The sequence below is a fragment of the Paenibacillus planticolens genome, from assembly GCF_013141725.1.
Lineage (GTDB): Bacteria > Bacillota > Bacilli > Paenibacillales > NBRC-103111 > Paenibacillus_E > Paenibacillus_E planticolens.
Window position 1 is genome coordinate 42181 of record NZ_WHNZ01000079.1, and the last position, 17418, is coordinate 59598.

Consider the following 17418-nt stretch of genomic DNA (forward strand, 5'->3'; position numbering starts at 1 on the left):
ATCCTTTCCTCTTGCTCACTCAAATAAAAGCTTGGGGATCGATGCCCCACTTTTCTATAAAAAGCTTGCGCGAACGCTCCACAATACCTTGCAGTTGGCTCTCTCCCTTCTTGCCGAAGCTCGCGCTTCCGTGGTGGAAGATAAAGGTATCTTCAGTAAGCATGAGCTTGTAGCCGGCCTTTCTTGCGCGATAGCAGTAGTCGTCATCCTCATAATGACCGGGACTGAATCGTTCATCCAATAAGCCGATTTTCTCCATGACTTCGCGCTTGAACAAAAAGCAGAAACCGACCAAACGCTGCACCTCAACATATTTCCCCTTATTTCCCACGTTGTACTTGAGGATCATATCCGTCATATTCGTATACGGCTCTTTCATTTGTTGGATACCGCTGGCATAGTTCGTCATGGGTCCTACAATGCCGATATCGCTTCGGTGATACAGACAAGTGAGCATGTGATCCAACCAATTCGGCGTGAGCAGAACGTCGTTATTCAGCAATAGCACGGAGCTGCCTCTAGCCAGCTTCATGCCCGCATTACAAGCCACAGGGAAGCCTCTGTTTTCCGAGAAGGAAACGAAGGGAATCCTCTCACGGACCAGATCGTCGAGCGTCCCATCAGTAGAGGCATTGTCGACCACAATAATTTCATAAGGGATTCTTGTATGCTCCCGGATGGAGTAGATGCAATCCAGCAGCAGCTTTCTTTCGTTAAAAGTTGGAATGATGATGCTTGTGCTGTTCATACCGATCCCCCCGCCAGGGCTGTTCGAGTCCGATGAGCATCCTTAAATTGCAGTCTGCTTCCATGTTCGCCCAGCAGCATATGAAGTGCTTCCAGATGGTCGCCAACAATCAGATTGGAAACAGGATTGGCCGTCCCGGTGTTGAATCTGGTCGGTTTGTTGGAAGTGACCACATCGATGCTTGCCGGTGCGCAAATACGCAATCCATTGCGGATTGCCTTCGCCTGTGCTTTAGGAGGTACCGCTAACGCTGCGCTTCCGATCACCTCAAGCGCTTTGCGGGAGAGCATGTGGGGAATCGCCGTCATGGAGTTGGCTTGGAGCTCCGGTCGACCCTGAACCCGATTCACGAATTGTTTAACAATCGAAACCCCGTCGCGATGTGCGAACAGACCGATATACGGAGAGATATCGTTTAAAGCGATATCCCATCCCCCGTCGATGGCCCGTATGAAGGGAACCAACTGCTCGGTTTGAATCGGGATATCGCCATCCAGGAACAGCATCATGTCAGATGAAGAAAGCTTTGCACCAATCGATCGCCCGACATCATGCCCAACGAGACTAGGGTAATGAACAATCGTGGCCTGAGGACACTGTCTGGCAATATGAACGCTGTTGTCAGTTGAACCGTTAATCACGACAATCAATTCCTGAAGGGGCAATCTTTGCAGTTCATTCAGCACACGCGCTATCGTTTTCTCTTCATTAGAAACGGTAACCACCGCTCCTATCGTTTTCCTTGTCGGGACAAGCACGAGATTCGGAGTGGGCATCCCCATTTTCTCGCTATAACCAGCAAGGAACGCCCGGGAGATACTCAGATACTGCCCCTCCGAAATCGGTCCAATTTCCTTCGACGTATAGAACGAATGCCATAAGGAGTTTATATACGAACTTGGATCCATGTGCTCTTGCAGAGGATGGTCCGTGGCATACCTGGCGCCGATTGCATGTACTCTTCTTCTAAGCTCCGCCACCGATCTGGAGCCCCTGCGCATGCGGCGTACGGGGATGACGGTTCTCGCTTTCGGTCTTTGTTTCACTCGTTTCCTCATTAATTTATTCATCAGCTTCACCCCACAAAGGTTCGGTCCCTTGTTAAATCCGTTAGCTGACCACGCTCATTCGTCTGTTCATGCAGCCAATTCAGGGCTTCGAGGTGATCTCCAAGAATAAGATTTTGCAGCGGGTCCACCTTAAATTTTCTTCGTTTTCTTGGATTAATCCGACCCACATTCACATTGTAAACTTTGTTCAGCGTGAGCCCCTTTACGCTTGCTATGGTTTGGGCGAGAGGCGGCACGGCCAGGTTGCCGGCACGGATTTCATTCAACGCTTTACGACTGATGGCGTGCGGGATTGTCGTCATGGAAGCTCCTCGCAAGTCCGGACGGGAGAGTGCAATGTTGAGGGCATGCTTGGCTAACACAACAGGATGTACGTCCACTTTATCCGTTTTGCCGGAATAACTGTTTAGCGCCACATCCACCCCCCGATCCACCGCCAGCACGAATGGCTTCAAATCTTTCGCTGCAATGATAATATCCGCATCAATAAATAGGATTGTACTTCCTTTCGCATAACTGGCGCCAACGCCTCTGGGAACATCGTGGCCTAACGATTCCTTGAATGAAATGACCCTTGCCCCCATCTGGCGGGCGATCCGTTCGGTGCCATCCGTTGAACCGTTGACGACCACAATGACCTCAGCTGCCGGATGAACCATTCGGGCTTGACGAATCACGGCTGCGATTGTTCTTCCTTCGTTCATGGCAGGGATGACGACAGATACTTTTGGCGATTCGTGATTTGAAATGGGCTTGAATACGGGTCTAGTTCTCCTCCTGGGTATTAACAACTTTCGCTGCCTGCGCTGTTTCATATCCACACCCTCCCACTGTGATGTGCATTCGATTTCGTTCCCATTGTATGTTTATCCATCCCGATGGACACGGCATACGTTTAAGCCCGTATCATCTCCAGCTGAAAATAGGACATCTGTCATAAGTCATCTTCGCCGCCCTCTTCAAGGCCTTCCGCATGATGTATGTTCGACCTGCTTTCATAGTATGACTGCCTTGGGACAGATTCATATGCGCTTACCCAGCTTGGCTAGAAATTGGCGAATGACTACTGCCGGTTCGATGAAAGCATTAAAAAAAGCCCCATTCTCTTCCTTCTACGAAGAGGGGGGCTTTTGAACACCTTGACGAACACCGGCGTATACATTCAACCATGGTTTTCCCGGGGGTCCGATTTGTTTCACGCGAATCGGCAATCCGATGATTTTCCGCGCCAATATTTGTTGATAGTTTACGATAGAGGCCAGATTGTCAGCGACTTGGCCGGCTAGCTGCGGCGATGTTTCTACGGACACGGCTACGCTCTCAATGATTCGGGCCAAGGCCCGTTGGCTCTTGGCAAGAGAGTCTAGTATATCCAGCTTTATCTGCTGTTCTCTTTCATTGATCCTCATTTTGAAAAGTCGAGGCCCGAACCGCCGAACAAGTCGCTTAGGCCACCTCCGCCACCGCCGCTGCCGCTTCCGCCAAAACCGGAGCTCTCTTCTTCCGCAATGAGAATGCCTAAATTTTTGGCAAAAGCGACCTCCATTTTGGTAATTCCAGCAATAACCTCAATGAGCTGTTCATGGATATCCACCGCTTGTTTCACATGCTCGGCATTGCTTTCATAGGCTGCTGTAGACAAATGATGGCAAATCCAATTGCGCGACTTCTCGGCGTGCACAGCCTTGGCCTCTAAAATCAGAGCGACATTCTGTTGAATTTTGGCCGTGGCATCCAAGAAAGATAAGTAACTGTCCGTTCTGTCCAATTTCTCCACTCCCTGCCCCTCATTTATTCATCACCGGGCTGTTCCTTCATGGCCTTCACAATAGGCGAAAGAGTATCCGCGATGGCGTCTTCCAGCTCAGCAAGGCTGTTCAGATAGCTGGAAATCCCTTTGGTAATACTCAGGGAATGCTCCATTAACGCTTCGATCTCTCCGAAGGTAGGATTATGGTCGGGAATTTCACTAACCATTTTCGCCATATGAACAACAACCTCACGTTTCGCTTCCAAGGTGCGCGCCATTTCATGCTGCGACTTCGCCATATGCTCCAAAATCGAAGTGATCTGTTCCTGCATGTCGATTTCCCTCCTCGTACCGTTAGGCTCTCCTATTTAGCATATGCGGCTTAGCGCAAAGTGGGAATACGCCGCATTCATCCAATTTTAAGGTTTCTAGTTCCTTCATCTATCATATTTGTATTTCTATACGGAAATCAGACCAGAACCTGACATTCTCCTCTAGCATATACATATAGAAATACAAGCTAAGGGAGGGAACCTCTTGTCCGATAAACACATTCAGTGGCAGCCTTCCAACATTTCCAAAAAGGACCGGCATCTCTTGAATTCCCACAAAAGCTGCGTACTTTGGCTTACAGGGTTGTCCGGCTCGGGCAAATCTACGCTTGCCTATGAGATGGATCGATTGCTTTACAATCAGAACGTGCGTTCCTACGTATTGGACGGGGACAATCTTCGGCACGGTTTAAACGGCAATCTCGGTTTTTCCCCGGAAGATCGTAGCGAAAACATTCGCAGAACGGCAGAAGCGGCCAAGCTGCTTGTCGATGCGGGGATGATTGCGATCGTGGCACTGATTTCACCGTACCGGGCGGATCGGGAGCAGGCAAGATCGCTATTCAGTGAAGGTGAATTCATTGAAGTTTATGTGGATTGCCCCCTCCACATATGCGAGGAGCGCGATCCCAAGGGCCTTTACATGAAGGCACGGGCAGGCGTCATTCCAAACTTTACGGGGATTACAGCGCCTTATGAGCAGCCATTCAGCCCTGAAATCGTCATTTCGTCCAACCGGCAATCTTTGCAAGCATCGGCTTCTCGCATCTATGACTATTTGCTCGTACATCAAATCATTGAGAACCACATCCCCGGCATCAGCATAGAATAGCATTAACACCTGCTGCTGTTGGGGGGATTAGACGCATATGCTGGTTTACGTGCTTGGAACGTCTAACAAAGCTCATACCGATGCGACCATAGCCAATCTTTCGCATATCGCTCCCGAGTGGTCCGTCCAGCTCGTTCATGACTATGCGGCAGAAACTTTGAACGAGCATCTTCATGCCTATGATCAGCCCTTTTTTATAACGCTTCAGGCAGGAGATTTACTGCACAGCGGCTTTCTAACGGAGCTTTCCGAGCACCTTACAGCGCTTCCTGAGCAGTGTGCCGGTTTAGTCTACGAGCGCGGGACACCCGCTGCCAGGCACAATCTACCTTCCCCTCCGCTCGTTTGGAGAACTAACGCAGCCCGGTCGAGTGGCCGTCCCTTTTTTTCGGAAAAAGACCGACTGCCCTTCGAGACTTATCTGCTCATGGATAAAGTGCTGCAGCTGCAGGGAGCATGGTCATGGCCCACCATCATCAGTCTTTGGTGGCAGCCCCAGGCTATACATTACCCTAAATGGCAGCGGAAGCAGGAAGAGTGGGATCTTGTCAGACCGATTCTTGAAGCAGGCTTAGCGGCATCCCGGCCAAAAGAGGAGCCATCGCCAGCCATTAGCATTGTGATATGTACATTTAATAATGCCGATTATCTCCTTTGGTCGATTCGAAGCGTCTTGGCGCAAAGCATCCCGGATTGGGAGCTGATCATCATCGATGACGCCTCCAGCGACAACACGAAGATGAAGCTGGCCTCCTTGCCTGCAGACCCACGCATTCGTATGTATACCAATCCTGCTAACTACGGCAAAGCTCGCAGTTTGAATACGGCTCTAACTTTAACCAGAACCCCCTGGCTGCTGGAGCTTGACGCCGATGACTGGCTTCCTCCGGACGCCGTCCGGATTTTACTTAGCGCTGCCAACACGGCAGCACCAGAGACATCGCTTCTGTATGGAGACTATTACGAATGGACGGAAGGAGCTCGCAAACAGCTTATTTTCGGGGGGATACGCCAGACACCTGCGCAAGTTTATCCCGAAGCTCTTCTTGCCGAAGCTCTTCCTATAGCCCCCAGATGCTATCGGGTAGCGGCCCTTCAAGGCATCCAGGGCTGGATGGTCAATGCTCCTTACGAGGGAAGGCTATACGAAGATTTTGAGATTATCATCCGCTTATCGCGATCCTATGCATTAAGGCATCTGTCAGAGCCTCTCTATCATCGGAGAATTCGCAACTCCAGCATTACGCATCAACATGCGGAGAAATATGCCGATTGGATGAAATGGATAAAGAAGGAGCACACTGTTCTCCCTCAGGGGGACGGAGGAGATTCGCGGCCATCTACGTGATCCCCTCCCTTCCGTTTATGCTACTACGCGAATATAATCAACTTGATCCGCCACGATGGTCACGATTACAGGGGGACTGTAGTAATATGTGTTGTTGATCTGTACCGTGAAAATGCAATCGTCAACCGATATTAATTGTCCCACGTAGGGCGGATTACTCGTAAAATACACCTCGATCGTTCTTCCGATAAAACTCGCCAGTAAATCTGCGAATGACATGGTTTCTCCTCCTTATATCACTGATTCAATGCTGGAAGCTGGAATAAGGAGAATATCTCCTGACGGCTCTAGAAGCTCAATCACATTGGAACCGATAAGTAACAGCAAGCCGCTCTCTGTTCCTGCGCCTGTTTGTACAGTGACTTCTGTGTTCAAGCGGCCTGCAACCGCGTTTAACGGCGTACAGCTTGCCGATGATTCTTCTTTGATCAGGAAGTAAGTCGTGACATTGTCATTGCCGTCAAAATCCACCAACGTAAAACCCGCTTGCATTAAAGCGGCCAAAACAGGTGTTACCCTTGCGCCAACTTCAAGTCCGGGAAAGTCCATTGTGGCATCAAAACAGTTAATGACAGCTTTGTTTGTAGCATAACTATTACCAGCTATAATAACTACCATATCAAGCATATTAATAAAGCCTCCTTCATTAAGGGGTGTCGTCAATCAGTACCTGTGTGTTCAAGCTCCAACCGGTATAAACGGTCTAAATCCGACAATGTGGCAGAGCGAATAGATGACAACTTGGTCCAAGGTATTTCCGGTTGTCGGACGTAGAGTTATCGTTCCTTTCCCAATTTTCTCCAAAATTCCTATCCGGTTTGGAGGTTCCGCTCCGGCGCCTGCACCGGTCGTCGTAATCAGTTCAATTTCCGTATTTCTAAAGTCCCTAAGCTGATCTCTTAACTCTTCCATACAATCGTCATCCGGATAATCAACCTTCACCTTCACTTCCGTTTTAGGTGTTTCCACTCTGACGTGAACATCAGGTTTAGGAGTATCTACGTTAACAATAGGGGGCGGTGTTGTAATCAGTACATCTGGGGGGTTCGTTAGAACATTGACTTCCGGTGGAGGGGTCGTGAGATTGACAACCGGGGCTTTAGCCTGTTTGCAGATGATTTTGATCGTTCTTCTTCTCAGCTTTCTCTTGCACACATGACATTGCTTTTTCTTGCTTTTGTTCTTCTTGCCACAGTCATCTTTACATACGACACGCTTGGTTTTCTTAACCGCGCAGTCTTTTTCTGATCGGGACATAGTGCACCTCCAAGGTTTTCACATACTAACAAATATTGGATTTCGTCACATTCCTATACTACTCATAGGGGGGGACCCTCGTCCTAGACGCTCACCTAAAAATATAAATCTGGGTATCTATCGCGATGCCCGTATTTCATATAAAGCTTTTTCAAAGGCGTTTACACTGCGTTCCCACGTCCATTTCGCCGCTTCGGCTTCCCCCGCTGCCGCCAGCCTTCTGCGCAAATCGGCATCTTCAATCAACCGGCTGACGTCGGCCGCCAATCGGTTCTCATACCGGTAAGACATCAAACCATTCTGTTCATGGCGGCAGTAATCCATATTTCCACCATTATAGGTCGTGACCAAAGCCGCCCCGCAGCGCATCGCCTCAAGTCCCGGCAGAGAAGCCGAATCATACGTAGAGGAATTCACGAAAATATCCGTTTCGTTATAGTGATAAGCCATGGCGCCATCGTGCCCGGGAGTCAGATAGCGAAAAGCCGGGTGACTCGCTTTCACCGCCTGCAAGAGGGGGGAACTGTTAAACTCTTCCGGAGGGGACATCAAGTTGATTCGGACATGCGGATACCGGGCCTGCACGATTTCCAACTGGCTGATTAAATATTCCTGCTCTCTATGCCAGGAGTAGCCGCCTTCCGGTCTGCGCATAATCGCAGATATTTGCAGTTGCGACTGCGTATTGCGAATATGCATGTTCTTAAAAGCCGTGCCGACACCCACCGGCACAATGTGCGCCTGATGACCGTGATTCAGCGCAATGATCTGCTTTTGCCAGTTGGAGAGAACGACGATATGCTCTGAAATGTGATAGGTCGGAAAAGAGACTTGATTCTCCGGCAGAAAAGAAGGTTCATAACAGAGACTTAAGCGGACATGCACGCCTTTCCCTTTCAAACTTGCTTGATGAACCCCCGGAACAATGGTATAGAAATTGGAGACGATCACATCCGATTTGGGATACTCCGACTCATGAATCAAATAGTGCTGTTTGGTACGAACGATTTTGGCATTAATGGAATAATTCAAAGCGCCGTTTAGCGGCATCAGCACAGTAACGTCATGCCCTTTGGCCGACAGCCCGTTGACCATCTCTGCCAGCATCCTCTGCGCTCCGCCGATACTGAGTGTAATAATGGGGAAAGTAACCGTCAGCCTTTCCTTGGCGATCAAAGCGTCCAGCGTTTTACGATAGACAGTTTGAACCGAGTGGATTTCTTTGACGATTTCACTCTCATACTTACGGGACCCCATCCCTTCATGCACACGATACCGCACAAGGCTTTCATCCAAATAATAAAAATCAAAGTGCTTCATAACCCTTATCCATAAATCATAATCCTGCGTATATTTGCGCGTTTCATTAAAATAACCGGCCTTCTGAAATACGTCCATATGCAGCATCACGGTACAGCCGTTGATAATACAGCCTTTTTGCATCGTCCTATAAAATTCCATCTTGCTGGAGCAGCCTATGCCTGAAGGTCCGCCAAAGATTTGCCCCTGTCCATCCATATGAACATAGGACGTATAGCTGACTTTAGCCCCTTTTTCCTGCATAAAAGCCAATTGCCTGGCCACTTTGTTCGGTTCAAACCTATCGTCGGAGCTAAGCCATGCAAAATAGTCGCCTGTGGCCTTCCTGATACCGACGTTCAGTGCACTGGCCGTGCCGCCGTTTTCTTTTTCCACATACACAATTCGATTCATATACGGAACAATTTTCTCCATATGCCGGGTAGAGCCGTCATTGACAACGATGATTTCGATATTCGGATACGTCTGACTCAGTGCACTTTCAATTGCTTCAGTAACATAAGCACAGTTATAGAAAGGAATGACAATGGATACTTTCGAATTTGCCTTCAAACTTGAAACACCTACCTTAACGATTCTCGAAGATATCCTCCAATACGTTCACAATATTTCGCTCAAAACGGGCTTTCGTTAACCTTGCGGCAGCGGCTTTGCCGCCAAGAGCGAGCTTCTCCGCCAAATGGCGATCCGATAACACTGCACAAATGCCTTGTGCCAGCCCCCTGGGATCTCTCGGTTTGGTCACATAGGCACTGTCCATATGAGAACAGAAGTCCATTACACCGCCTGAATTCGTCGTCACGACCGGCGTGCCGCAGGCCATCGCCTCCAGGGGAGGCAGCGAGAACGCCTCGAACCAAGATGAGGCCACGAAAACATCTGCCGTTCGATAAAGCTTCGCCATCTCGTGTTCATTGATGGGATAGAAGATGCGCTCAGGGATATAAAGTTCCCCGAGTGAAATTTCTCCATCCGGACAGATCAAATACACGACATAATCGCCTGCATACTCATTTTTGATAATTTCCATACAAGCATAGAAATCATCGAATCCTTTCAACGCATAGTCATCCCTATCCCGGGCGATGTACAGAATGACTTTTCCTGATTTCTGGCTCTGGAGAGGCTTCATCCGCGGACCTTGCGGACGAAACACGAGAGGGTCTATGCCAAGGGAAACAATCGTGCTTCGCCGCCCCACATGGTCGTAAATTTGCTGATCCAACCAACTGGAAATCGAGATGACCGGTACATTCTGGGCATAGGTCCATAAAGCCGCCTCGCGATTGGGCACCCAAAGCGGCTCAAAGCCGAGGCTTAGCCTGACCGTTTGTTCAGGCCAAGCTTCGAAGGCTGATTGAAACGTTGTATAGAAATTGGGCAAAATGATATCGCCATAAGGAATATAGGCTTTATCCAGCTTTGGCACGACCGTCAGCTTACAAGGAATGCTATACTTCACGGTCGCCGTCTGCGGAATGACCACTTCAACTTCGTGTCCCCTGTTCGTCAGCGCTCCGGCGATATCGACCAACACCTTACAACCGCCCCCAATATGCAAATCAGCAGCCGGTATTACGATTTTCATGTCTCACCTCCACTTCTCCGGTTATGACCAATCCAAATCTTTTTCATAACCGGTTTGAATCAAAACATCACCTGCCACTCGTTTGAACGCTGCTATAACTTCATCGTCAAACTCTTTTCTCCAACCGCCGATAATGCCTTTGCGAAACGTGAAGGAACGATCGCTGTCCATATTGCCTTCCATGCTGCGGACCAGCTCGGAAAACGGCATCGGGGGCTTGCTGTCTTTCCATAGAAATTGTGCGATTGCTGTGATGGTTCTTCGTCTTGTTTCCGGCGACGTCATCAATTCCTCATAAGTGACGTTTAACACGCCCGGCTCGGACAACCAGCCATGAAACACGCCGAACCAATTTTTGATATTCGGGTAATCGCCTATGCCGTTAATTAAGAGCAAATACCGTTCCTTTTGGCTGCTCAATGCGATCAACTTCTCATATAAAGGGTAGTCGGGCAGCTTTTCGATAATGAAATACGTCAAGGAAACAAGCACATCACGCAAATCCCTGCTCATGAAGATCGTCTTGATTCCGAGTCGTCCGAGCAGCGTCGCCCATTCGGGGGAATAGTATACATGTCCCATAAAAAGCTCATTCGGCAGTGCTCTGCTCAGAATTGAAGCATGCGCAGCCAAATCCTTGACCAACCCTTCATAAAAGACATACTCATTCATTTTCGAACCCGGAATGCCTAGCAAGAGCTGGTTCAAGAGGTTCGTTCCACTTTTTGGAACTGTATTTAGAAAAATGAAGGGCTTTGAAGGGGGAGCACTCATTTTACACGGCACCTCCCAATATTTGTTTAGATATAGAATATGTGTCTCAGCACCAACTTGACCTGTTAATGCGTCTATCGGGTTAACTTAACTTTCGGATGATATGTAACTATTTTCACAAAAAACTGGAAATCTATGACAGCCATCCAAGCAAAGTTATTTGAATTTAATAGAATATAGAGAAAGGAGGTGGTCACATGTCAAATATTGTTAGCATCGGGACAAGCGTTCCCGGAGCATCAAGCGGCTCTCTCTCTCGTACAGTTACGACGACTCCCATTACTCTTTCACAATTTGGACTAGCGATTCCACAAGGCGCAAACCGAGTTATTTTAGATGCTACCGTTGGGATAACCTCATCGCTTTTAGCGCCCGTCTTATTATTTAACGTACTCCGTGGCAATGCCGTCATTTTCTCTTGCAGACAAGAAGTGCTCTTATCCACAGGACAAGAACTTACGGTCTCCTTCCAAGCTATCGATTCCAACGTTCCAGCAACATCCAACCAAGGCTACACGCTGACTGTTCAACTGGAATCTTCTCTGTTAGTTGGCGCAACGGTTACTGGTCCTGTCACATTCTCCGGCATCTCTTACACGTATGGCTAATGGAGCGCTATGAAAAACAGGCTGTTCCGAAAGATCTGCAAAGATCCTTTGGAACAGCCTTTTCGCATGCACATTTTACCTATTTTTTCCTATTGAACCTCGAAGTGGGGGTTAGTCCACTACATCCCTATGCAAAGAGAATAGACTGTAACCATATGTTGGAAGGAGTGGTCCCATTCATGATGAGAGGGAAGCAGGTATTGGTCACAGGTGCAGCCGGCTTTATCGGCAGTCATCTTGTTCATCAGCTCGTTGCGGACGGTGCACGCGTCAGAGCCTTTATCCGATATAACTCAACGAATTCACGAGGCTTTCTTGATCAACTGCCTAGTGATATTCAGAAAGAGATAGACATTTATAAAGGAGATTTGCGTGATCCTCACGGGGTCTATCGTGCCGTCAAGGGCATGGATACTATTTTTCATTTGGGAGCGCTAATCGCTATTCCTTATTCTTATCAACATCCGACTGATGTTGTGCAATCGAATGTCATTGGCACCTTAAATATCGCTCAAGCCGCTTTAGACTTAGGCACACCCAAGCTGATTCATACCTCAACCAGCGAAGTTTACGGAAGCGCCCGCTATGTGCCTATGGATGAAACCCATCCGCTTCAAGGCCAATCCCCTTACTCGGCAAGCAAAATCGGGGCAGATAAAATAATTGAAAGCTTTTACTGTTCGTATGCGCTGCCTGTCGTAACGGTTAGGCCCTTTAATTCCTACGGTCCTCGCCAATCAATGAGAGCCGTCATTCCAACGATTATTAATCAAGCGCTGCATCAATCCGAGATCGTTCTTGGCAATCTCACTGCAACCCGGGACTTCACCTTCGTTGAAGATACCGCCAATGCCTTTATTTGCGCGGCCAACCATGAGGCTGCCGTCGGGCAAACGATAAACGCCGGGTCCGGAGCGGAAATCTCCATTGGTGAGCTGGCTCGCACGATCCTGCAAATTGTTGGCAGAGATCTTCCTGTACGCATCGCCAGTGAGCGGGTCAGGCCGGAGAAAAGCGAAGTCGACCGCCTCTTCTCGGACAGCACCAAAGCGGCAGCGTTGATGGGATGGAAGCCGTCTGTGCCGCTCACGCAAGGCTTGACCAGGACGATTGAATGGATTAGCAAGCATCCCGAGCTGTACCGACCTAATGAATATGTCGTATAAGGAGTTGGTTTCTGTGGAAGTCGTAATCATGACGGGCGGCAAGGGGATGCGCATGGCGCCTTATACCAAGGTGCTTCCGAAGGGGTTATTGCCCGTTGGCGAACAACCCATTCTGGAGATTATTGTCAAACAGCTCCGTAATTACGGGTTTACGTCCATTACGATGGCATGCGGCTACTTGTCGGGGCTCATACAAACGTATTTCGGGGACGGCAGTTCCCGGGGGGTTTCGATCTCCTATTATGTTGAAAATGAACCCTTAGGCACTGTCGGTCCAATTAAGCTGATTGGCCGCAGGCCAGGCCCCTTTTTGCTAATCAATTGTGACGTCTTAACCACTCTTGATTTTGCCCGCTTCAGAGATTTTCATATTAAGGGAGGAAGCATATTGACCATTGCTTCCCAAAAGAAAGGCATTCCGATTGAGCTTGGAGTGCTCGAAACGCAGGACGAGTATGTCACTAATTTTGTAGAAAAGCCAACCCGGTCGGCTTATGTGAGCATGGGCATCTATATGATGAATCCCGAAGTAGCCGAATATATCCCGTCCCATCAATATTTCGACATTCCTGATTTGATTCATGCCCTCCTGGCTGCAAATGAAAAGGTCCGCCACTTTGAAAACAATGACTTCTGGCTCGACATCGGAAGACCGTCCGATTATACCCTGGCTAATGAGCAATTCGGCAAACTCAAATCACTCTTATTGCCCGGTGAGCCTGTATGAGAGCATGGAGAGAACCCCCTCTCGTACTCCTAACGGGTATTAACGGGTTCGTTGGGCAGCATATGGCTGCCTGTTTATTCACGCACAATATGAACGTCATCGGCGTTGGGCGCAGGTCCGACTGCCTGCTGCAGCACCACCGTCTGCACTACGTATGCGGTGATATTACGCAGGCCGCTACGATCACCAAGCTCTTGCAGGAGCATCCGATCACCCATATCATCCATCTCGCAGGAGCAAACGATGTAAGTGCGTCTTACGCCGACCCCGTTCAAACTCTTTATACAAACGCATGGTGCACCCTGCATATGTTGGAGGCTGTACGGTCTACATCGGCAAGGAGCATCCAAGGGTTCCTTAGTGTGGGAACGGCATATGAATATGATTTCCATTCTGTGCCTTTTGCGCCTTTAACGGAAACCTCCCCTGTCGGGCCCGTCAGTCCCTATGCTTGGAGCAAGCAGTTTATGACCTCTCTTATACAAATGTATGGCGATGTCTATGCCATTCCGGCGTTTGCGGCACGGACATTCAATTTGATTGGACCGGGTAATGCCACCGGCGTATGCGCACTGCTGGCCAGACAGGTGGCGATGATGGAGAAAGGCCATCTCCCGCCTAAGCTCGTCGTCGGAAATACGGCCGTAAAGCGCGACTTCCTTGACGTCCGCGATGCAGCCGCCGCCTACTGCTCGCTCATGCAGCTAACCGCCGCACCTCCCGGCAGCCTGTTCAACGTATGCAGCGGCACAGCCTACCCCATCAGCGACATCGTTGATCTGCTGCAGCAGTATGCGGCAATACCCTTTGAGGTAGCCACCCATGAGCGCTTATTTCGCCCTAATGATCCCCCTCTCATTCAAGGCGACAATGCCAAACTTCGCTCCGCTACCGGTTGGCAGCCCACCCTTTCGCTCGCCCAGTCGGTCTGCGATACGTTGAATTATTACCGGAGCCTCTTATGAAAAGGAGAGTTACGCTATGAAGATCATGACGGTTCTTGGAACACGTCCCGAAATTATCCGGTTAAGCTTAGTGATCGCCAAACTTGACCTCCTTGCAGATTCGCATCTTCTCGTCCACTCCGGACAAAATTATGACCGTTCGCTCAGCGACGTCTTTTTCGAGCAAATGGGCATTCGCCTCCCGGATGTCCATATTCGGCTCCAAGCTCAAACCGTCGGCGAACAGATTGCTCAAATGTTCGTTGAAGTCGAAAAAGTGCTGCTGCAGGAGAAACCGGATCGCATGCTCGTTCTGGGAGATACCAACAGTGCGCTTACAGCGCTTATAGGCGAGCGGCACGGCATTCCCGTCTATCATATGGAAGCAGGAAATCGTTGTTACGATACTCGCGTTCCTGAAGAAATCAACCGGAAAGCGATCGATGCCATCTCTACCTGCAATATGCCGTATACCCCCGGTGCGCGAGAGAATTTACTGCGTGACGGTGTTCCTTCCCAGCGGATTTGGATGACCGGGAATCCGATTTATGAAGTCATGGAGCATTATAAGGAGCAGGCAAATGCCAGCCGTATTCTAGAACAGCTGGGCATTGCGGATAAAGGATATATTCTCGTTACCGCCCACCGGGCAGAAAATGTCGATAATGAATCCCGGCTGCGGCAAATTATCGCAGGCTTGCAGCTAACAGCACAGGATACACAGCTCCCCATCATCTGCAGCACCCATCCCCGTACGAAGGATCGCCTGGATAAGCTCGGGGCCACGGCTTCGCACCCGCTCATTCGCTTTCTGCCGCCATTCGGCTTTTTCGACTTTCTGAAACTGCAGCAGCATGCCGCCTGCGTGATTACCGATAGCGGCACCGTGCAGGAAGAAAGCTGTATTCTGGGCGTTCCGGCCGTTACCATCCGCCAAAGCACCGAACGACCCGAGACCCTGCTTTGCGGCAGCAACTTACTATCAGGGCTTGTGCCGGAGCGGATTGCCGCTTGCGTTAAGCTGATGCTGCAGCCTCACCCTGCATGGCAGTGCCCGGAAGGCTATCTGGATCCGAACGTATCGAGCAAAGTTGTCAAAATTGTACTAGGAGGACAGAGCTATGTTTCATAATCAAACCATCCTCATCACGGGAGGAACCGGATCTTGGGGGCAAGAACTTACCCGCAGTCTCCTGCAAGAGATGCCTAAGGAAATTCGTATTTTTTCCCGCAACGAATTTTCGCAAGTGAAGATGCAGCGCGACTTTTCTTTCCATCCTTCCCTCACTTTTATGATCGGTGATGTCCGTGACCAGGAAGCCGTTGAGGACGCCTGCCGGAACGTGGATTATGTGTTTCATCTGGCTGCCCTCAAACACGTACCCATCTGTGAGGCACAGCCGGATGAAGCATTGAAAACGAACGTAAAAGGAACTGAAAATGTAATCAGAGCCAGTATTCGAAACGAGGTCAAAAAGGTTATCGACGTCTCCACGGATAAAGCCGTAGATCCGATCAACTTTTACGGCATGACGAAAGCGCTGGGAGAGAAGCTGATGGTTCGGGCGAACGATCTCAGCTCCACGACCCAGTTTGTCTGCATTCGAGGCGGCAATGTGCTGGGCACCAACGGCAGCGTCGTCCCTTTCTTCAAGAACCGCATCTTGCAAGGAGAAGATCTCCCGCTTACCCACGAGGACATGACCCGCTTCTTCCTGACGCTTCCTGAAGCGATCGGGCTTCTGTTAAGTGCGGCCAAAGCGGCCGTAGGCGGAGAAACTTTTGTTATGAAAATGAATGCCTGCCGCATTCTCGACTTGGCTCAGGTGATGATGAAACAGCTGTCAGACCAACCTCTGCCTGTGAGGGATGTCGGCATCCGCCCTGGAGAGAAGCTGCACGAAGTGCTGATTTCCACACATGAAATTCCCTTTACCTATCAATATGATGAAAAATATTTTGTTATCCTGCCGGCGAATGCGGCCTCCTCCCTGTATAACTTCTACAGCCATCTGCCTAAATCCACCTTTACGCAATATGCCTCCAACGATTCACTCATGACGTCGGAAGAAATTTTAGAGATGCTGCTTAAAGGAGGATTCCTTCCTTGAAATTACTTATTATCGGCGGTCATGGCATGGCCGGCCACATGTTAAGGGACTATTTCGCCCGGCAGCATGACTATGAAGTCTGGACTACCGTGCGGTCGGCTGATCCGTCGGATACCGGGGCCCTATCGCTCGACGTGAGAAACGATGAGCATCTGCGGCACCTGCTCAATCAGATAAAGCCGGATGCCGTCATCAATGCGGCCGGCTTGCTGAATGAAGAAGCCCGCACGAGGCAAGCGGAAGCCATTTATGTCAACAGCTTGTTTCCTCATCAACTCGCTATGTATGCGGAGCAGTATCTCTTCCGTCTGTTCCACATCAGCACGGACTGTGTTTTTTCCGGCTCGCGCGGGGATTACACCGAATGGGATCCTACGGATGCTTTATCCGTTTATGGGAAAAGCAAGAGTCTCGGCGAAGTTTACAGCCCTAACGCCGTAACGATCCGCACTTCCATCATCGGGCCTGAGTTGAAACAGAGCGGCATCGGGCTTTTTCATTGGTTTATGCAGCAAAAGGGCGACATTCAAGGATATCGCCGAGTGTTCTGGAACGGGGTTACGACACTCGAATTAGCCAAGGCCATCGAATGGTGCTTCCATCATCCCATTCATGGCCTTGTACACCTTGCCGGTCAGCCTAAGCTGTCCAAATACGAGCTGCTCCTGATGCTTCAGCAGCAATTTCATCATGACGCCATCACCATTCACTATAACGACGACATGAAGTCAGACAAGAGCCTGGTCTCTACGCGAGCCGATTTCACGTACCCGGTTTCTTCCTATCCGCAAATGATTGCCGACTTGCACGCTTGGATGAATCAACATCAACCTCACTAGCCTC

Annotated in this window: 21 protein-coding genes; 9 read left to right on the forward strand and 12 right to left on the reverse strand. The window is 49.6% G+C overall.

From position 1 onward, the window contains the following. Nucleotides 1-19: 19 nt before the first annotated feature. The 6 genes from GC097_RS30600 to GC097_RS30625 form a co-directional block, all read right to left on the reverse strand. Nucleotides 20-748, reverse strand: coding sequence for a glycosyltransferase family 2 protein (locus tag GC097_RS30600; protein ID WP_171687049.1), 729 nt, complete (start codon nucleotides 746-748; stop codon nucleotides 20-22). After that, the gene (locus GC097_RS30605) at nucleotides 745-1794 is read right to left on the reverse strand and encodes a glycosyltransferase family 2 protein (RefSeq protein ID WP_171687050.1); all 1050 of its coding nucleotides are present in this window, start codon (nucleotides 1792-1794) and stop codon (nucleotides 745-747) included. The genes GC097_RS30600 and GC097_RS30605 overlap by 4 nt, the downstream gene beginning before the upstream one ends. Nucleotides 1795-1823: 29 nt before the next feature. After that, nucleotides 1824-2633, reverse strand: coding sequence for a glycosyltransferase family 2 protein (locus tag GC097_RS30610; protein ID WP_171687051.1), 810 nt, complete (start codon nucleotides 2631-2633; stop codon nucleotides 1824-1826). Between the two features lie 297 nt (nucleotides 2634-2930). After that, nucleotides 2931-3155: a hypothetical protein gene (locus GC097_RS30615; RefSeq protein ID WP_171687052.1), complete on the reverse strand. Its 225-nt coding sequence runs from the start codon at nucleotides 3153-3155 to the stop codon at nucleotides 2931-2933. A 68-nt stretch (nucleotides 3156-3223) separates the two neighbouring features. Further along, complete coding sequence (locus tag GC097_RS30620; protein WP_312875750.1) at nucleotides 3224-3595, reverse strand: alpha-helical endospore appendage domain-containing protein; 372 nt, start codon at nucleotides 3593-3595, stop codon at nucleotides 3224-3226. 14 nt (nucleotides 3596-3609) lie between these two features. Beyond that, on the reverse strand, nucleotides 3610-3900 hold the full coding sequence (locus tag GC097_RS30625) for a hypothetical protein (RefSeq protein ID WP_171687053.1): 291 nt from the start codon (nucleotides 3898-3900) through the stop codon (nucleotides 3610-3612). Between the two features lie 205 nt (nucleotides 3901-4105). On the opposite strand from GC097_RS30625, the gene cysC reads away from it, so the two are divergent. Together cysC and GC097_RS30635 are read left to right on the forward strand one after the other, a co-directional pair. Beyond that, nucleotides 4106-4732 carry an adenylyl-sulfate kinase gene (gene cysC, locus GC097_RS30630; protein ID WP_171687054.1) on the forward strand — a complete coding sequence of 209 codons (627 nt, stop codon included), beginning with the start codon at nucleotides 4106-4108 and terminating at the stop codon, nucleotides 4730-4732. Between the two features lie 37 nt (nucleotides 4733-4769). Next, nucleotides 4770-6080, forward strand: a complete 1311-nt coding sequence (locus tag GC097_RS30635; protein ID WP_171687055.1) for a glycosyltransferase family 2 protein — start codon at nucleotides 4770-4772, stop codon at nucleotides 6078-6080. A gap of 15 nt (nucleotides 6081-6095) precedes the next feature. On the opposite strand, the gene GC097_RS30640 is transcribed toward GC097_RS30635, so the two are convergent. The 6 genes from GC097_RS30640 to GC097_RS30670 form a co-directional block, all read right to left on the reverse strand. Beyond that, the gene (locus tag GC097_RS30640) at nucleotides 6096-6299 is read right to left on the reverse strand and encodes a hypothetical protein (RefSeq protein WP_171687056.1); all 204 of its coding nucleotides are present in this window, start codon (nucleotides 6297-6299) and stop codon (nucleotides 6096-6098) included. Between the two features lie 12 nt (nucleotides 6300-6311). Next, nucleotides 6312-6707, reverse strand: coding sequence for a hypothetical protein (locus GC097_RS30645; protein ID WP_171687057.1), 396 nt, complete (start codon nucleotides 6705-6707; stop codon nucleotides 6312-6314). A gap of 51 nt (nucleotides 6708-6758) precedes the next feature. Beyond that, nucleotides 6759-7337: a hypothetical protein gene (locus GC097_RS30650; protein ID WP_171687058.1), complete on the reverse strand. Its 579-nt coding sequence runs from the start codon at nucleotides 7335-7337 to the stop codon at nucleotides 6759-6761. Nucleotides 7338-7454: 117 nt separating this feature from the next. Then, nucleotides 7455-9209 (reverse strand): glycosyltransferase, encoded by a 1755-nt coding sequence (locus tag GC097_RS34515; protein ID WP_246294563.1) that lies wholly within the window; start codon nucleotides 9207-9209, stop codon nucleotides 7455-7457. Nucleotides 9210-9225: 16 nt separating this feature from the next. Then, nucleotides 9226-10245 (reverse strand): glycosyltransferase family 4 protein, encoded by a 1020-nt coding sequence (locus tag GC097_RS30665; RefSeq protein WP_171687059.1) that lies wholly within the window; start codon nucleotides 10243-10245, stop codon nucleotides 9226-9228. 21 nt (nucleotides 10246-10266) lie between these two features. After that, on the reverse strand, nucleotides 10267-10953 hold the full coding sequence (locus tag GC097_RS30670) for a sulfotransferase domain-containing protein (protein WP_171687060.1): 687 nt from the start codon (nucleotides 10951-10953) through the stop codon (nucleotides 10267-10269). Between the two features lie 263 nt (nucleotides 10954-11216). On the opposite strand from GC097_RS30670, the gene GC097_RS30675 reads away from it, so the two are divergent. From GC097_RS30675 to GC097_RS30705, 7 genes are all read left to right on the forward strand, one after another. Continuing rightward, on the forward strand, nucleotides 11217-11627 hold the full coding sequence (locus tag GC097_RS30675) for a hypothetical protein (RefSeq protein ID WP_171687061.1): 411 nt from the start codon (nucleotides 11217-11219) through the stop codon (nucleotides 11625-11627). Nucleotides 11628-11809: 182 nt separating this feature from the next. Next, entirely contained in the window at nucleotides 11810-12793 is a 984-nt protein-coding gene (locus tag GC097_RS30680) for an SDR family NAD(P)-dependent oxidoreductase (RefSeq protein WP_216625953.1), read from the forward strand. Nucleotides 12794-12806: 13 nt separating this feature from the next. Beyond that, nucleotides 12807-13520 carry a sugar phosphate nucleotidyltransferase gene (locus GC097_RS30685; protein ID WP_171687063.1) on the forward strand — a complete coding sequence of 238 codons (714 nt, stop codon included), beginning with the start codon at nucleotides 12807-12809 and terminating at the stop codon, nucleotides 13518-13520. Further along, nucleotides 13517-14485, forward strand: a complete 969-nt coding sequence (locus tag GC097_RS30690) for a GDP-mannose 4,6-dehydratase (RefSeq protein WP_171687064.1) — start codon at nucleotides 13517-13519, stop codon at nucleotides 14483-14485. The genes GC097_RS30685 and GC097_RS30690 overlap by 4 nt, the downstream gene beginning before the upstream one ends. 16 nt (nucleotides 14486-14501) lie before the next feature. Further along, nucleotides 14502-15596 carry a non-hydrolyzing UDP-N-acetylglucosamine 2-epimerase gene (gene wecB / locus GC097_RS30695; RefSeq protein ID WP_171687065.1) on the forward strand — a complete coding sequence of 365 codons (1095 nt, stop codon included), beginning with the start codon at nucleotides 14502-14504 and terminating at the stop codon, nucleotides 15594-15596. Then, nucleotides 15586-16575 carry a polysaccharide biosynthesis protein gene (locus GC097_RS30700; protein ID WP_171687066.1) on the forward strand — a complete coding sequence of 330 codons (990 nt, stop codon included), beginning with the start codon at nucleotides 15586-15588 and terminating at the stop codon, nucleotides 16573-16575. Before wecB ends, GC097_RS30700 begins: the two co-directional genes overlap by 11 nt. Continuing rightward, entirely contained in the window at nucleotides 16572-17414 is an 843-nt protein-coding gene (locus GC097_RS30705; protein ID WP_171687067.1) for a dTDP-4-dehydrorhamnose reductase family protein, read from the forward strand. Before GC097_RS30700 ends, GC097_RS30705 begins: the two co-directional genes overlap by 4 nt. The last annotated feature ends 4 nt before the right edge of the window (nucleotides 17415-17418 follow it).

Coding starts and splice junctions, on each gene's coding strand:
- GC097_RS30600 (WP_171687049.1), bottom strand. CDS start 748: ATGAACAGCACAAGCATCATCATTCCAACTTTTAACGAAAGAAAGCTG.
- GC097_RS30610 (WP_171687051.1), bottom strand. CDS start 2,633: ATGAAACAGCGCAGGCAGCGAAAGTTGTTAATACCCAGGAGGAGAACT.
- GC097_RS30625 (WP_171687053.1), bottom strand. CDS start 3,900: ATGCAGGAACAGATCACTTCGATTTTGGAGCATATGGCGAAGTCGCAG.
- GC097_RS30635 (WP_171687055.1), top strand. CDS start 4,770: ATGCTGGTTTACGTGCTTGGAACGTCTAACAAAGCTCATACCGATGCG.
- GC097_RS30640 (WP_171687056.1), bottom strand. CDS start 6,299: ATGTCATTCGCAGATTTACTGGCGAGTTTTATCGGAAGAACGATCGAG.
- GC097_RS30645 (WP_171687057.1), bottom strand. CDS start 6,707: ATGCTTGATATGGTAGTTATTATAGCTGGTAATAGTTATGCTACAAAC.
- GC097_RS30650 (WP_171687058.1), bottom strand. CDS start 7,337: ATGTCCCGATCAGAAAAAGACTGCGCGGTTAAGAAAACCAAGCGTGTC.
- GC097_RS30665 (WP_171687059.1), bottom strand. CDS start 10,245: ATGAAAATCGTAATACCGGCTGCTGATTTGCATATTGGGGGCGGTTGT.
- GC097_RS30675 (WP_171687061.1), top strand. CDS start 11,217: ATGTCAAATATTGTTAGCATCGGGACAAGCGTTCCCGGAGCATCAAGC.
- GC097_RS30680 (WP_216625953.1), top strand. CDS start 11,810: ATGAGAGGGAAGCAGGTATTGGTCACAGGTGCAGCCGGCTTTATCGGC.
- GC097_RS30690 (WP_171687064.1), top strand. CDS start 13,517: ATGAGAGCATGGAGAGAACCCCCTCTCGTACTCCTAACGGGTATTAAC.
- wecB (WP_171687065.1), top strand. CDS start 14,502: ATGAAGATCATGACGGTTCTTGGAACACGTCCCGAAATTATCCGGTTA.
- GC097_RS30700 (WP_171687066.1), top strand. CDS start 15,586: ATGTTTCATAATCAAACCATCCTCATCACGGGAGGAACCGGATCTTGG.